Genomic DNA, 16026 nt, shown 5'->3' on the forward strand with positions numbered 1-16026 from the left:
GCAGTTAGATCACGGATCAATCTCGCTGCAAACCCTGGCGGCGGCGGCGCCCGATCCTTTGGCCCCCCCCCCAGCGGGTGGCTTCTTTGCTTCACCCTTGGGCGCTTTCGACAGGGGATGAACAAGGCAGTCACGGATCGGATCGTAACTGACAGCCTTAGACCGCTTCTCCACCGGGCCCTTAGGCAACAGAGCCTTCAGTTCCGCCACCGTGGCAGCATAGGCGGGGTCCGGAGCCAGATTGCGATGTTCGCCGGGATCGGACTGGTGATCATACAGTTCACGCCCCAGGCCGCCTTCCTCCCATTCCGTGTAGCGCCAGCGTTCGGTTCGCACGCTGCGCCCGCCCCGAACCTGGGACAGGGCCGGCTTGGTCCATGTGGGATCGGCGGGATCGGTCAGCAGCGGTTCCAGGCTTTGCCCCTGGTTACGGTCATAATGCGGCAACCCGGCCAGACTGGTCAGGGTCGGGTACAGGTCCAGCAGTTCCACCGTCCGCTCTGACCGTGTTCCCGCCTTCGTCATACCCGGCGTCCTTACGATCAGGGGCACGCGGGCGCTATCCTCCCACAGGATGTTCTTCATCCATTGCCCGTGCTCGCCCAGCATGAAGCCGTGGTCGCTGGTGAAGACGACGATGGTGTTGTCCTCCAACCCCAGTTCCTTCAGCGACGCCAACACGCGCCCGACCTGGGCATCCATAAAACTGGTGGCAGCGAAGTAGGCCTGGATCATTCGGCGCTGTTCGTCCGGACTCATGCCGAAATGATCGGGCGTCCAGGCCTTGGCCGCCGGCAGCACCTTCGATAGTGCCTCCGGTGTTTCATCGGCGATGCGAATGGTATCCAGCGGATACATGTCGAAATATTTCTTCGGCGCCACTTCCGGCACATGCGGACGGTAGAAGCCGACCCCGATGAAAAACGGCTTGTCCTTGTTCGCCCTCAGCATGTCGATGGCGGCCGTGGCGACCTTGCCGTCGGTCTGTTCCTCGTCCGCCCCGCCATCGGCCAGATAAGACATGGCAGAGCCATAGGGAATGCCCGGCGTCATGTTGATCAGGGCGCCGTTCTCCGCATCCTTGTCCCGCCCGCGCGGGTTGACCACTTCGGTCCAGGATTGCGTGTCGTCGGGGCCGCCCAGGCCGATATCGCCGGGCACACCCTGATGGAAGATCTTGCCGATACGGCCGGAATAATAGCCCTGGTCCTTGAAATATTGCGGCAAGGTCTTGATATCGGGCAGCGCCTGTCGGAACGGCGTCGCCAGATCCATGACCCGCGTCGTATCCGGCCGGGTGCCCGTCAGGAAGGAGGCACGGCTGGGCGCGCACCAGGGGAACTGCGCATAGGCGCGATCAAAGCTCACGCCCTGGGATGCCAGCCGATCCAGGTTGGGGGTACGGACCGGCGCACCATAAGAACCCAGCCGGGCGGCCATGTCGTCGGCGATGATGAACAGGACATTCATCGGCCGTTCGGTACGTGTCGCGGTTCCGGCATTGGCGGCGGCGGGCGGGGCTGCCAGACCCGCGCCGGTCCCCAGTGCCATGGTGCTGACACCCAGAGCCAGCGCCACAACCGAACTTTTACCCAATCGACGCCAATTCATCATTCTCTCCTCCCGTTTATCGACAATCTTTGGCTTCGGCTTTCAATGCCGCTGCGGGAAATAAGCCCGACCTTCGGCATCCGCCTTGGCCTTGGCCTCGCTGTCGGGGAACAGACCGTTCATCTTGGTGGGCAGGTTGGGCTTCACGTACCAGTTCGCCGGGAAATCGGCGGCACGCCGCCCCGATTGATCACGGTTGACCAGACCGGAGCTGGTCTTTTCGGTAAAGGGCACGACATGGTCGTTCCCCTTGTTCGTGAGCTGGGTGAACAAGGAATGCCGAAGCTCGATCTTCGTCTGCAAATAGGCGGGATCATCGATGAGATTGTGCATTTCATCGGGATCTTTGTTCAGGTCATACAGTTCCTCAATATCCCAGACCCCGTGATACTGGATATACTTCACCCGGTTGCGCTCGATGGCAAAGGTGGTCGGGGTCTGCGGGAATGACCATTCCCAATAATATTCGTAGACGAAATCCTGTTTGTTCCAGTCCTGCGCACTGATCTTGCCCTGCGCCACCGGCAGAATGCTCTGCCCCTCCATCTGGACGGGCTTTTCAACATGGGCCAGTTCAAGGAAGGTCGGGGCGAGGTCCAGATTGCGCACCACAGCGTCGTTCGTGGTCCCCTTGGGTAGCAGATCGGGGGCCAGCACGACCATCGGCACACGCACCGATGGTTCATAGGCATTGCGCTTGTCGATCAGGCCATGATCGCCGATCAGGTAGCCATTGTCGCTGTAGAAGACGATGACCGTATCCTTGTCGATCTTCTGCTTGCGCAGGCTGGCCATGATCCGACCCAGGCTCTCATCCACCGGCGACAGGGTGCGGTAATAATCGCGCACCATTTCGGTCAAGGGCTTGTCGGTATGATAGGGGAAATCCGCCCCGTGCCAGCTATTGCGCTGGTTCTGCACCCAGAGCGGCTTGCCCTGGTTGTTCTCCGGCGTATTGGCCAGGCTTGCCGGCAGCTTGATATCCAGATCCTTGTACTGGGTCTTGTACCGTTCCGGCGGCTCGGCATCGGAATGCACCGCCTTGTGGCTGAGATAGAGGAAGAAGGGCTTCGTGGGATCGCGTCCCTTCTCCAGCCAGTCAACCGCATAATCGGTCAGTTCGTCGGTGATATAGCCAGCGCGGTCGACCCGCTGCCCGTCGACATTCAATGTCTGGCGCTTACCCGCCGCAATGGCGGCCGGGGGCAATCCCTGGGTCGGGAAATAGGTGCCCTGGCCCTTGAAGCTGACCCAGCGGTCAAAGCCGGGGCGCGGCGCATCGGTGTCATTGCCCATGTGCCACTTGCCGAAGAACCCAGTCTGATAGCCGGCCTTCTGCAGGTAGGAGGGAAAGAAGATCAGCCCTTCTTCCGACGAATTATTATTGTCGATGACCCGATGGTTGCGCGGCGACTGGCCGGTCAGGATGGTCGCCCGGCTGGGGGAACAAAGCGATGACGTCACCACGGCATTGCGAAAATAGACGCCGTTCTTGGCCAGATAGTCGATATTGGGGGTCTTCAGGCCGGGGGTCAGGAACCCCATGGCATCGAAGCGCAGATCATCGACCAGCACGAAGACGATGTTCCGGGGCCGGTCGGCCGCCTTGTCCGCCGCACGCGCCGTGGTGGACAGCGCCATCAAAGCCGTAGCGGCCAGCGCCAGGGTCCGGAGCTTCATGTTTGGCATTACCATGGTGTTACCATCCCGTCTGTTGCCCGCCGTTTCAGCGGCTTGGCCCGATACCCGCCCCACGGGCATAGAGTGGTTGATTACTATCGTCCGGCAGAGCCGGATTCTGCTTCTCGACCGCCATCATGGATGAGGGCAGTTCGAACGGCAGCCGGCCTTCGGCGCGGGCGCGCCCCGTCACAATATCCATAACCGCCTTGTCACTGGCACCAAAGGCAACCAGCAGCGCGCGGGCCTTGTCCTTGATGTTGGTGAGGATGGCGGGGCGGTCCATATCGACCACCACAATCGTCGGTACCGTCGAGGCAGCCTTTTTTATGACCTCATAGTCGGCGTCACCGTCGCGGAAATCCAGCCGCCCTTCATGCTGACGCGCGCCAAAGAAATGGTGGGGGTGGAGTTTCTCTGACGGCGTCTGCGTCCGCACGATGGCAACATCTGCCTGTGCCGGATCATCGACGACAGTGAAGCCTGCCGCCCGCACCACGGCGGCATCCACCCGATGCAGCCAGACTTTAGATGGTTTCAGCGGCAGCAGATTGCCCCTGTTCTCCAGCAGCACCTGCGAGCGCCGTTGCGCCGCATCCGCTTCCGCCTGGAATTTTTGGTCACCGACAACGATGTTTGCCCGGTCGGGATCGACATAGGGATCATCGAAAAGCCCGAGTTCGAATTTCAACCAGAGTATCCGACGAACGGATTCATCAATCCGCGCTTCTGAAATCCTGCCTTCGTGGACGGCTGCCAGCAGGGCCGTCGGATCATCGACACCGCCGAACTGGTCCAGCCCGGCCTCCACCCCCTTGGCGAAACGCTGTACCTGGGACAGTTCCTCCACGCCCCAAGGCATGGCGATGGCTGCCGATGTCTGCGGCTTCTCCGCAGACGGGGCTATGCATTCGACCGGGCAATCCTTGGTGATGGCCCAGTCGGAAATGATGACGCCGCGATAGCCATAGGTGCCGCGCAGCAGATCGGTCAGCAATGGCTTGCTGTAGCCGGCGGCAACGGGCGGCAGGGGCTGACCATTGACGCTTACGCCCTCCAGGATCGGATAGGTGGGCATGACCCCCGCCGACCCGGCGGCGAAGGCACCCTTGAATGCCGCGACATGCAGGGCGAAGCTGGCGTTATCCAGCTTGGCGATACGGCCATAATAATTATGGGCATCGAAACCTTCCGGTTCTGCGCCATAGCCGACCCAGTGTTTCACCACCGTCGCCACGCCCCCCGGCGTTAACCCCTTGGCCCCTCCCTGGAAGCCCTGGATATAGGCGCCGGCCAGGGTGGAAACGGTTTCCGGGTCGGAACCGAACGTCCCAACGGCGCGGGCCCAGCGGGGCTCGGTCGCCAGATCGGCCTGCGGGGACAGGGCCATATGGATGCCAACCGCCCGATATTCCTGACGAACAATATCCCCGAAGCGGCGGACCAGCGATGGATCGTTGATCGCCGCCAATCCCAGCGTTTCCGGCCAGATGGAGAAACTGCCGCTGGAAGAGCTGGCGCCAACCACCGTCATGAAATGACTTCGGGGATCAGAACTGATGGTGACGGGAATACCGAGACGGCTGCCTTCCGCGATTTTCTGAATGGCGTTGTTCTGACGGGCGAACTCCGCCGCCGGCATGGTCAGCCGGGTGATGAAGCTGTTCACCCCGGTCTCTTTAATGATGTGCTCCGCCGCCGCCAGATCGTACCCCTTGCTGGATGCACCGATTGGGGAATCCATGGCCCGCAGGGAGCCATGCATCATGGTGCCGACCTTCTCCTCCAGCGTCATGCGCCCGAGAAGGTCATCAAGCCGGCGGTCGATGGGCAGTTGCTGGTCCTCATACGGATCACGCTGACCATTATGGTTCAGATCGCGGAATCCCGGCGTCGCAAGGGAGAGCGACGATATCAATGCCAGGGCGGCCGCGCCGCCCAGCAAATATCCCATGCCGCGCATCATTCCTCCAAACTCTTGTTATTCGTTCCCGTCGGAGTCGCCAGCGCGTCGGCAACCGGCGATTTCCGGTGCAATGCCCTCCTTCAGCGAGGGTTTGCCGGCACACATGGGGAACCGCACCGGGTTGAAGGGACCGACACCCGCCTTGTCCAGGATCGCCTGGAATTGTTTCAGACGCCGCCTGGCCTCGGGCGTCATCTCCTTCACTTCAGTTTCCGTGTCATGCAGGGGGTCCAGGGAGACGAAGCGGCCGTCGCCGTAGAGCTTCCAGCGTGCATCGAAGACAAAGCGCGCGGGTTCATGAATCCAGCCCGGCGCGTAATACATGAAGATCTGGTCGCGGACCTTGTCCTTCTTCCCCGTCAGCACGGGAACCTGGCTGGCTCCATCGATCGGGTCCGGGCCAATCTTGCCATGGCCGATCTCGGCCAGGGTCGGCAGCATATCGGTGAAGTCGAACAACCCCTCCGGCTGGGATCCGGCCCGAACCTTTCCGGGCCAGCGCACGATCATGGGAACATGGGTTCCGCCGAGGGTGGGCTTTCCCTTCCCGCCCCGGACAGAGACACCGTTGCGCATACCTTCGATCTGGACGCCAGTGCCATTGTCACCGGTGAAGATGACGACCGTATTCTCATCGAGCCCCAGTTCCTGAAGCCTGTCCAGCACCTGTCCCACCAGCTTGTCGATATAAGCGACCATGCCGGTGAACTTGGCCTTGGTCGTATCGGCATCCATGCTGTCTGGCGTCGGCACATAGGGGGAATGCGGCAGCACCATCGGGTAATAGAGGAAGAAAGGCTTGTCCTTGTTCTGCGTGATGAAATCCAGGGCAAAACGGCTGGCCAGATCGGGGCCGAACCCGGACTCGTTGATCTTGGTGCGGCCATTGTTCCAGAGGGTCGGTCCCCAGTAGCGCGAGCCCTTGGCGGGCCCGCTGGCCACCTGCCATAACAGCGCCTCGTCGAAGCCGGCCTGCGGCGGCTGCATTCCGACACGACCATCAAAGCCATTCCCCGACAATTGCCATTTCCCGACAATCGCCGTGGCATAACCCGCTTCCTTCAGCACATGGCCGAAGGTGCGGGCATTGGGGTTCAGATAGCCGAACGCCTCGTAATTCCTGGCATTCTCGATGCCGGTCAGGATGCGGGTGCGCGATGGGGTACAAAGTGGCGTCGCATGGGCGTTGGCGAACATCGCCCCTTCCCGCGCCAACTGGTCGATACGCGGCGTCGGATATTCACCGCCATAACTCCCGACCCCCGATGCACCCAGATCATCGACCATGATCAGCACGATATTGGGTTGGGTCGTCCGCTGCTGTTCCGCCGCGACAGCCGGGGCCGGCATCATGGCCGTGACGCCCGTGGCAACCGGTGCTGCCATCAAGGCCAGGACCAGCCGCGAGGTTACGGACAGAAGCTTGGCACGGCGGCGGGGCACGTTGGTCTTACCTGGATACATCTCTATCATTTTCCTTCTCCCTGACCGCTGCCGACGCAGGCCGCCTGTGCATCGGCGGGGTCGAAGCGTTCGCGTCTGGCAAAGCGTTCCGGCATTTCGGCGATGGTGGGCTGGCTGAACTGGCCCGCTTCCCGCCACCAGCGTTGTTTCAGTTCGGCGAGCTTTTCAGGATGCTGGCTCGCCAGATTCCGGCTTTCGGAAAAGTCATCGGCCAGATTGAACAGTTCCCAGCAATCGCTGTCGAACGGCGTGCCGGGGCGATGCAGGGAGACGGCCCGCCAGTCGCCAACCCGGATGGCCCGGTTGCCGCGCAGCTCGAAATATTGCGCCTCCCTGACACTGGGGGCGTTCGCCTGGGTGAAGCTGGCCCGGATGCTGCTGCCGGCAACCGGGATTTCCGCCTGTCCCGCCGTCTCCTCCGGGAACCGGGTTCCGGCCGCGTCGACCAGGGTCGGCGCGATATCCACCGCATCCACATACTGTCCCCGGATGCCACCGCCATCGCGGATGGCCTTGGGCCAACTGACGATCAGCGGGGCCCGTACCCCACCCAGATAGGGCCAGACCTTGTACCGGCGAAAGGGCGTGACGCCTGCCATGGCCCACGGGCGGGGATATTCGGACTGGGTCTTCTCCGTCCCCAACTCATCAATCCGCGCCAGCATCTGCTCGGGCGTCAAAGTGTTGGGACGGTACATCCGCTCGAAAAAGCCGTTCTGCCCCGCTTCGCTGGCGGCACCATTGTCCGACACCAGCATGATCAGGCTGTTGTCATATTGTCCGGTCTGCTTCAGATGCGCGACCAGCCGGCCGATCTGGGCGTCGGTATGTTCGATGAAACCGGCATAGACCTCCATGAACCGCGCGAAGACCTTCTTCTCCGTCGGCGTCAGGCTGTCCCAGGCACGGTCCCCGGCATTGCGGGGCGGCAGCACCGTGTTCTGCGGCAGGATGCCCATCGACTTCATCCGCGCCAGCCGCTGTTCCCGCAGCGCGTCCCAGCCCTGGTCGTAGACACCGGCATAATGATCGATATAGGCGCGCGGTGCCTGGATCGGCGAATGCGCGGCACCGAAAGCGAGATAGACGAAAGCCGGATTTTCCTGCCCGCCATTGCCCAGGGCGGTGATCGTGTGATCAACGATATCGGCGGAGAAATGGTAATCCGGGGCCAAGGGTGCGTCCGGCAGCGACCGGTTCCCCTCGATCAGCTTGGGCCGATACTGGTCGGTCCATCCCAGATAGAAGCCATAGAACTGGTCAAAGCCCCGTTGCAGCGGCCATGAGCCGTTATTGCCGTCCGTCCCGTCTTCATATTCGGGACCAAGATGCCATTTGCCGAAGCCATAGGTGCGGTACCCGGCGGTCTGCAGAACCTGCGCCACTGTCTGGGCGTTGACGGGCAGTTCCCCGCGATCCTTGGTCATGTTGGCCTGATCGGGCTTGTCGGCCGGCAGATCGGCCATCCGCACCGTCTGCGGATTCCGGCCCGTCAGCAGGGCGGCGCGGGTCGGCGTACAGACGGCCTTCGTGTCGAAGCGGTTGTAGCGCAGCCCATCACGGGCCAGCGCGTCGATATTGGGGGTGCGGATTTCGGACCCGAACGGACCCAGATCGGAAAAGCCGACATCATCCAGAACAATCAGGATGATATTGGGTCGTTCCGCAGCCCCGGCGGCAGCCGACAGACCCAAAGCCAGGGCCAGGGCCAGGGCGGTACCGGCCAGGATGGAGCGTTTCCACATTCTACGTGCTCCCTTATCCTGCGCGGCCCGCCGAGGGCCGGCTCATCATGCGTTTCAGATCGAAGATCGGCGTTGAAGGCTGGAAGGCCCCTGTCAGCACGGCCACCAGATAGCGCCCGGCATTGCGCACGAATTCCTGTTCCCGCTCGGCAGCCTGCTGGACCACCGGCAGGGCCGGCTTGGCCTTGTCCCCAAGGAAGGTCAGGGCGTTGATCGCTTGAAGCTGGACCTGCCAGGGCCGGGTCTCGGCGCAAAGATCGGCCAGCACACCGATGGCCTCATCCGGCTGTGCGAGGGTGGCCACAGCCTCGGCAGCCACGATGCGGGTCTGCTGTCTTTCCTCCGTCCGCATCACGGACAGCAGGTCCGACAGCGCCGGGGCTGCCTTTTCGCCCAGCATCAACAGGCCCGCTGCCGCCCAGTGGCGCATGATCGGATTGCCATGGCGCAGATGGGCCTGCAATTCCCCCAGATTGGCGGGATCGCGCCGGGCGGCCGTCGCCGCCAATGCCATGATCTGCTTCAGCGGATAGCGGGTCTTGTCATTGCTCTCGACATAACCCTCCTCCGGCGATGCCTCCGGAATGAAGCCATTATCGTTAATGGACAGCATGTGCCGGTCCAGGGCCGACCGCATTTCCTTCAGCACACGGGCCGCCTTCGGATCATCAATCAGGTTGATCACCTGATCCTTGTCCACCGAAAGGTCGTACAGTTCCTCAAACGGCTTCTGCTGGAAGAAACGGTCCTGTACCGGTGTCAGGGTGCCGGCACGGTGCGCGGTCTCCCAATCCTGATATCCTTTGGCCAGCCAGGCAAAGGCTTGGTGCTGCCCCAGCGGACGGTGGGGCATGTAGTTGCGGATATAGCGCCAGCGCCCATCCGTCACGGTGCGTTGGAAATCATAACGCTCATCCATGCGGTTGCGCATTCCGAAGGCATAGCGCTTGGCGGCCCGGCGGCCCTTTCCCATGAAGGGCTGGCCTTGCATCTGGGCCGGTATTTTCATGCCGGCCAGCGACAGCAGCGTCGGCGCCAGATCGATGAAGCTGACGGGATCGATCCGCTCGGTTCCCGGTTTACCCGGTGCCAGATGCGCCCACTTGGCTGGCACCCTCACCACCAGCGAGCAGCGAAGTCCCTCATCATAGCAATAGCGCTTGGATCGCGGCAGCACGCCGCCATTGTCCGAATAATAGAAAATGATGGTGTCGTCCGTGAGACCATCGGCTTCCAGTTCGGCCAGACGCTCCGCCAACTGTTCGTCCATCCTCTCCATCAGGTTGTAATAGCTGGCGAAATCCTGACGGATATCCGGCGTGTCCGGCAGGTAGGCGGGCAGCTTGATCTGGTCCGGGGTCACCCGTCCCGGCGATGGCTTGAAAATACGGGATTCATGCGTGGTCATGTAATTGAAGACGGCCATGAAAGGCTGACCGCCAGGCCGCTGGCGCCAATGGGCCGCGTTACCCAGCCGGTCCCAGATGGCGTCCGGTGTCACGTCACAGTTATAATCGGTCTTGGCATTGTTGGCGCAGAAATAGCCGGCCTGACGCAGCTGCTCCGGATAGGTCGTCAGGGGCTTCGGCCACCGGGCTGTCGCCCGCATATGGTTGGCCGGTGCGCAGGATTCCGGATAGACCCCCGTCAGGATGCCGAAACGGGACGGCGCACAGACGGGGGCGTTGCTGTAAACATTGCGAAACAGAACGCCTTCACGCGCCAGACGGTCGATGGTCGGGGTGTGCGCCAGTGCATCGCCATAGGCACCGATGAACGGGTTGTTGTCCTCGCTGACCAGAAACAGGATGTTGGGCATCCGGGTGCCGGCGGCAACGGACGGCAGGGCAGATGCCACCATCCCCATGCACCCGCCAGCCAGAACCGCGCGCCGGTGCAGCTTGTTCCCGTTCATTCCGCTATTCCCCCTGGTCACATCAAGCCTTCCGCAGCATCGGCGGAAATGAACGGGCCAGGCCGCGAAGCCCGGCCCGTCTCTGTTAGAAGCGCATCCCGACCGAACCACCGAAATAACGGTCGGCATCCTTGTTGAAGGTGCCAACCAGATCGGTCTTGGCCACCGAGCTGAGAAGCGAGACATGGCCGATGCTTGTGAAGTAGTTCTTGTTGAACAGGTTCTTCACGAACAGGCTGACGGTCCAGCGATCGTCGATTTCATGTACGCCCACGGTCAGATCGACCAGTGCATAACCACCCTGGCGGGTCAGCGGGTCTTGCTCGATCGTGAAGTTGATCGCGCTCTGGTAGCTGACATTCATCTGGATGAAACCAGCCATGTCACTGCCGATTTCACGTTCGTAGCGCGGAGAGACCACGACGCGATATTTGGGAGACGAGGGCAACGTGGCGCCATGGAGATTCTGGAACGCCGTACCGCCGGCAGTGCGCCGGACACAGGTATTATACGGCACGGCAGAGGTGCCGGGCACCACCGGCGCGCCGGCCTGGAGCTGAACTGGGCAGTTCAGACCATCGACATTGACGGTCGACTTGGCATAGGTGAACGACGAGTTGATGGACAGTTCGTCCGTCGGTCGCAGCGTCGTTTCCAGCTCAAGGCCCTTCGTGCGGGAGCTGCCTGCATTGATGGACTGGAAGCGCACGATACCCAGGATCGGGTCACCCCGGTTGGCCTGAACCTGCAGGTTGCTGAATTCCGTCAGGAAGGCTGCGGCGTTGATGCTGAACACCCGGTCATCGGTGACATATTTGGCGCCCAGCTCATAGGCGTTGGCATGTTCTGGCTCCAGCGCACTCTGGTTCACAAAATCGGCGCCGGCTTCCATCTCGTAACCCAGGCCTTTGTACCCGCGGGTATAAGTGCCGTAGGTCTGGAAGTTGCGGTCGACTTCGTACTGAAGGCCGGCCTTGCCCGTCGTGGCCCAGTCAGACGCGACGAAGGTACCGCTGTTGGCCCCACCCGGACGATAGGTGGTACCCGCCAGGATGGCATCACCCGCCACCAGGGGGCCGAACTGAGTGCCGCTGTTCTTGCCCCGCTCATACTGGACGCGCAGGCCGCCAATGGCCTTCAGATCACCGATGATGCGCCATTCAGCCTGACCGAAGGCCGAAACACCATCCTGCTTCAGGTTGGATTCGGTGCCGCTGGACTGCCAGCGCAGATTTGCCGTGGGGCAGGCGGCACCCACCGCCAGCGGCGTCTGCCCGGCAGCGTTCTGCACGCAGGAGGCACGGCGACGGTTGAACGGGCGGGTGATTTCGATATGGTTATAGAACATACCGGCGACATAGGTGAAATCGCCGCTACCATTGGAAGCGATGCGCAGTTCCTCGGAGAACTGCTTCAACCTGACTTCGCCCGCGTTATAATCCCATGCGGAATAAGGCGCCACCGACGGGCCGCCCAGGAACCGGATCGGATCGGAGTTGGTGCGGTCGATCGGCTGGTTGTTATCCAGGTTGAATTTCTGGAAGGCGGAAATCGAAGTGATCGTGGCGAAATCGATGTCCCAGTCGGCCTGGATCGACCCGGTGAACTGCTCGGTATTCGCATAGGTATCGGTGTTTTCAGAAATCTGCCGGTTCGTGCGCGAGGCGACCACGGGGGCATTGATGCTGATCATGGTGGCGTTGCTGAGCTGGATCGGAACCGATGCGCAGCACATGGCGTCCTGCTTGCGGTAATCCATAGAGAACAGGACATTCACATTGTCGCTGGCGTCCCATTCCAGCTTGCCGCGCGCACCCCAGCCTTCCGCCCCCTGTACGTCCTTGCCGGTCGTGACATTGCGGACATACCCGTCGACATTGGTGTAATAGCCGCTCAACCGCGCCCGCACCGTGTCACTCAGCGGGCCGGTAATCGTGCTCTTTGCGCGGTACTCATTCCCTTCGGCGATGGTGATCTCAGCCCGGCCACCAAACTCGTCTGAGGGACGCGCCGTCACCACATTGATGACACCAGCGGTGGCGTTCTTGCCGAACAGCGTGCCCTGCGGGCCACGCAGAACCTCCACCCGCTCGATATCGGCCAGCTCGGCGAAGCCCTGCGCCCCGCGCGCCGAGACAACGCCGTCCACGACCACGGAAACCGAGGCCTCGGTTCCCTGACCGAACAACTGGGTGCCGATGCCGCGAATACGGAAATTGGTATTCGTCGGATTGGCCCCCTGCTGAAAGGTCAGGGAGGGGATTGCGTTGGTCAGGCTATTGCTGTCGTTGATCCGCAAATTCTCCAGCGCGTCCCCCCCCACTGCGGTGACGGCAAGAGGAACGTCGATCAAACGTTCGGCGCGCTTCTGTGCCGTGACGATGATTTCCTCCAGCAGAGCCGGGGCATCATTTGTCTGGGCCTGTGCGGCAAGGGCGGGGACCAGGGAAAGAATGGTCGCCCCCAGCATCAAGCGGGATTTGTACATGGTGTCACTCCCTTTTTGTCTTTTGACCGTGGCGGGAGGTAAGCAGGAAACACCCGGCGCCCTTGCCAGGTAACGGATAGGCCACCGCGCAAAGTGTCAGGCGGCTAAATTTGGGCGCACGGATATTGTCATTGTCATCCCCCCTGCCACGACCCCTTCTGGGGTTCTCTCAACTGCTTGTCTGTCAGGGGACACCGCTGTCCCCTTTGTCTTAAAAAAAAGACCGGCTTCTCTGCCAGTCAATTTTTGCTAACACCAACGATGCGCCCTCGCAAGCAAAATGTCCAGCGCTGTCCCCACCTGTTGCCGAATGTTCCAATGCCGGGTAAAAGCCTATCCAGACAACGATCAGCCGGAGAGCATCGTTTCGTGAGCAAGCCCACCATCTACGATGTGGCCCGCGTGGCCGGTGTGTCGATCAAGACCGTGTCCCGTGTCTTGAACGGTGAGACTAAAGCCAGCCCTGCGACAAGGGAACGGGTGAGGGCAGCAGTCGCGTCCCTTGCATATGCGCCAAACCTGTCGGCCCGCAGCCTGTCGGGAGCGCGCAACTTCATGATCGCCTTCGTTTTCGGCAGCAATCCCCAACAGCCGAACATGTCCTTGCAGAACGAGTATATCGCGGCGCTGCAAGTGGGGGCGGTAACGGCGGCGCGGTCCGCTGGCTTCCACCTGCTGGTGGAACCGCTTGAACTTACGGAGGAAGGTTTCACTGATCGGGCGACACGGCTGATCGGGATACCGGCGGTGGATGGGTTCATCATCATGCCGGGTCTGGCCGATGACCCCCGCCTGCTGACAGTGCTGGCGGCGCGGCCAGGCCATTATGTCCGGATCAGTCCGGGCGTGGAGTTGGAGAGCCTGCCGGCGATGGTGCGCATCGACGATTACAGGGCGGCGACAGACATGACGCAATACCTGCTGAACCTGGGGCATCGCCGCATCGCCTTCATCAGCGGCCGTTTGAATCTCGGTTCCGCAGAGCGGCGTTTGCAGGCGTTCCGGGATGTCATGTCAGGGGCCGGCCTGTTCGACCCCGCACTTGTGCGAAACGGAGATTACACGCGGGAATCGGGGCGGATCGCAGGTGCCGAATTGTTGGCACTGGAAGACCGCCCCACCGCGATTTTCGCCGGCAATGACAGCATGGCCATCGGCGTGATGACCGTGGCCCAGGAAAAAGGCGTGAGCGTACCGAAAGACCTGTCGGTAGCCGGTATCGACGATATTCCATTGGCATCCAGCGTTTGGCCCACTTTGACCACCGTCAGTCAGCCAATGGTCGCCATGGGTGCCGCTGCCGCCACCTATCTCGTCACCGCCAGCCGGACGGGCCGCTCCCCTGGCCCCATGCCCTTTTTCCCACACGAACTGGTGATCCGTAGCAGCACTGCCGCACCGACGGAGCGAAAGAGGCGGCGGGTAACACGGGGCCGCGATACATGACAGATCCGTGGACGCCCCGATGGTCGGCAGCTAAATTCCAGTATATGGAGCAGTCGCGGAATAGGATGTTGGACTGGTGAGTGTTATCCGGCGTGGAAAAGTGAGCCATATATCGGGGTTATAGGCGTCTAACTTTGACCCTGCTGTTCATGGCTGTTGGACTGCCTGGATCGAGAACCGATCTGGGCGGGCTGGGGGATGCTGATCGTGGAAACAATCGGGCGGATCCGCCGTGAGTCCTTGGTCAAGGGCAAGGGTATCCGGGAGATCGCGCGGGACCTTGGCGTATCTCGGAACACGGTGCGGAAGGTTCTGCGATCTGGGGCGACGGCCTTTGATTACGAGCGGACGGTGCTGCGCCGGCCACAACTGGGCCAATGGGTCGGCGAGTTGGACCGCATGCTGTTGGCGAACGAGGCCAAGGCGGCGCGGGAACGGCTGACACTGATCCGGATCCATGAGGCATTGCGGGCGCTTGGCTATGCTGGCAGCTAAGACGCGGTTCGCCGCTATGCACACGCCACTGGCGGCAGGGGCGTGTTTCCCACAGCGTCGATGCCTATGTGCCGCTGAGTTTCGCGCTGGGCAAGGCCTATCAGTTCGACTGGAGCCACGAGATCGTGGTGCTGAACGGGGCGACGACAACGGTTTATGCCGGGCCGTTCGACGGGTTCCACAGCAATCCGGCCTCGGTGTCACGAGAGCAGGTCCCCCGTGAGCGGACAGTTTGCTAAGCTTGGTTTGCCCTTTTTTGAAGGACGACCGACATGACGGGACAGAGGAAGCGATATTCGGCTGATTTCAAGGCGAAGGTGGCACTGGAGGCGATCCGGGGCGAGTTGACGAAGGCGCAGCTTGTGTCGCAGCACGGTGTTCACCAGACGATGATCAGCGCTTGGCGTAAGCAGGCGATCGAGGGGATGGCCGCGTCGTTTTCCGGCAAAGCCGAGGCTACTCCAGTTGTTGATGCGGTCGAGATCGACCGGCTGCATGCCAAGATCGGTCAGTTGGTGGTGGAGCGGGATCCCGGATCGGGTCCGGGACAAGCTTTTTGCGCAAGGCCTCCGGTCGATGAGCGCCGGTCGGAGGCGGGAAATGGTGGATCGATCTCATCCCGGCTTATCGGTTGTCCGGCAATGCGCGCTGCTGTCGATCAGCCGGTCGCATTATTACGGGCCGGTACGGGGCGAGAGCGCTGAGAACCTGGCGCTGATGTGTGAGATCCGATGACATCCTTTCAGCTTTGTGATCGCCGCCCATATTTTCAGACGCGTTAACGCTGCTGTGTTTGCTGTTGACCTCAGGGTAGCGCTCGAGCGCTACCCTGAGGTCAACAACAGCGGGGCAAAGGGCAATCATGGATCTGATCAAGGCCCGTCTTGCGTGGGTCGAACTCTACGCCAAAACAGGGGATGCTGGCTTCGTTTGCCGCCGTTGTGGCATCTCGAGGCCTACGCTGCGCAAATGGTGGCGCCGCTATCAGGCTGATGGCGAGGCCGGCTTGGTAGAGCGCAGTCGCCGCCTTCACCGGCTTGCTCCCCAGAAGGTTTTTGCTGATCAGGAGGCCATGATCCTGTCACTACTGACCTGCTCCCTGGAAATGTCTCCGTCGTAAAGTAGAGTCCCTCCGACCGAGGAGGGCTATTTGATGAAGAAGAGCCGTTTCAGCGAGGAGCAGATTATCGGGATTCTGCGGGAGCAGGATGCTGGT

The 16026-nt window shown here is 61.6% G+C and carries 8 protein-coding genes and 3 pseudogenes; 4 read left to right on the top strand and 7 right to left on the bottom strand.

The genetic code is table 11. The annotated features are described in order from the left end of the window. Window positions 1-9 precede the first annotated feature (9 nt). The 7 genes from GE253_RS13760 to GE253_RS13790 form a co-directional block, all read right to left on the bottom strand. Window positions 10-1614: a sulfatase gene (locus tag GE253_RS13760; protein WP_153204676.1), complete on the bottom strand. Its 1605-nt coding sequence runs from the start codon at window positions 1612-1614 to the stop codon at window positions 10-12. A gap of 39 nt (window positions 1615-1653) precedes the next feature. Further along, a complete protein-coding gene (locus GE253_RS13765) occupies window positions 1654-3291 on the bottom strand; it encodes a sulfatase (protein WP_211101450.1) in 1638 nt (545 codons plus the stop codon). 46 nt (window positions 3292-3337) lie between these two features. After that, window positions 3338-5257 carry a glycoside hydrolase family 3 N-terminal domain-containing protein gene (locus GE253_RS13770; protein ID WP_211101451.1) on the bottom strand — a complete coding sequence of 640 codons (1920 nt, stop codon included), beginning with the start codon at window positions 5255-5257 and terminating at the stop codon, window positions 3338-3340. A 15-nt stretch (window positions 5258-5272) separates the two neighbouring features. Beyond that, window positions 5273-6730, bottom strand: coding sequence for a sulfatase-like hydrolase/transferase (locus tag GE253_RS13775; protein ID WP_153204678.1), 1458 nt, complete (start codon window positions 6728-6730; stop codon window positions 5273-5275). Then, the gene (locus GE253_RS13780) at window positions 6727-8466 is read right to left on the bottom strand and encodes an arylsulfatase (RefSeq protein WP_153204679.1); all 1740 of its coding nucleotides are present in this window, start codon (window positions 8464-8466) and stop codon (window positions 6727-6729) included. Before GE253_RS13780 ends, GE253_RS13775 begins: the two co-directional genes overlap by 4 nt. 13 nt (window positions 8467-8479) lie before the next feature. Beyond that, entirely contained in the window at window positions 8480-10381 is a 1902-nt protein-coding gene (locus tag GE253_RS13785) for a sulfatase-like hydrolase/transferase (protein WP_153204680.1), read from the bottom strand. Between the two features lie 85 nt (window positions 10382-10466). Continuing rightward, window positions 10467-12869, bottom strand: a complete 2403-nt coding sequence (locus GE253_RS13790) for a TonB-dependent receptor (RefSeq protein WP_211101452.1) — start codon at window positions 12867-12869, stop codon at window positions 10467-10469. A 369-nt stretch (window positions 12870-13238) separates the two neighbouring features. Between GE253_RS13790 and GE253_RS13795 the strand changes: the two genes are divergently transcribed. The 4 genes and pseudogenes from GE253_RS13795 to GE253_RS13815 form a co-directional block, all read left to right on the top strand. Further along, a complete protein-coding gene (locus GE253_RS13795; protein ID WP_173012633.1) occupies window positions 13239-14315 on the top strand; it encodes a LacI family DNA-binding transcriptional regulator in 1077 nt (358 codons plus the stop codon). Window positions 14316-14513: 198 nt separating this feature from the next. Further along, a pseudogene (locus GE253_RS13800) lies at window positions 14514-14965 on the top strand (IS21 family transposase); the annotation flags it as partial. 117 nt (window positions 14966-15082) lie between these two features. Next, a pseudogene (locus tag GE253_RS13810) lies at window positions 15083-15530 on the top strand (transposase); the annotation flags it as partial. A gap of 142 nt (window positions 15531-15672) precedes the next feature. Beyond that, window positions 15673-15897 (top strand): annotated as a pseudogene (locus GE253_RS13815) (helix-turn-helix domain-containing protein); the annotation flags it as partial. Window positions 15898-16026 lie beyond the last annotated feature (129 nt).

The organism is Niveispirillum sp. SYP-B3756, assembly GCF_009495745.1.
Taxonomy (GTDB): Bacteria; Pseudomonadota; Alphaproteobacteria; order Azospirillales; family Azospirillaceae; genus Niveispirillum.

Coding starts and splice junctions, on each gene's coding strand:
- GE253_RS13760 (WP_153204676.1), bottom strand. CDS start 1,614: ATGATGAATTGGCGTCGATTGGGTAAAAGTTCGGTTGTGGCGCTGGCT.
- GE253_RS13765 (WP_211101450.1), bottom strand. CDS start 3,291: ATGAAGCTCCGGACCCTGGCGCTGGCCGCTACGGCTTTGATGGCGCTG.
- GE253_RS13770 (WP_211101451.1), bottom strand. CDS start 5,257: ATGATGCGCGGCATGGGATATTTGCTGGGCGGCGCGGCCGCCCTGGCA.
- GE253_RS13775 (WP_153204678.1), bottom strand. CDS start 6,730: ATGATAGAGATGTATCCAGGTAAGACCAACGTGCCCCGCCGCCGTGCC.
- GE253_RS13780 (WP_153204679.1), bottom strand. CDS start 8,466: ATGTGGAAACGCTCCATCCTGGCCGGTACCGCCCTGGCCCTGGCCCTG.
- GE253_RS13785 (WP_153204680.1), bottom strand. CDS start 10,381: ATGAACGGGAACAAGCTGCACCGGCGCGCGGTTCTGGCTGGCGGGTGC.
- GE253_RS13790 (WP_211101452.1), bottom strand. CDS start 12,869: ATGTACAAATCCCGCTTGATGCTGGGGGCGACCATTCTTTCCCTGGTC.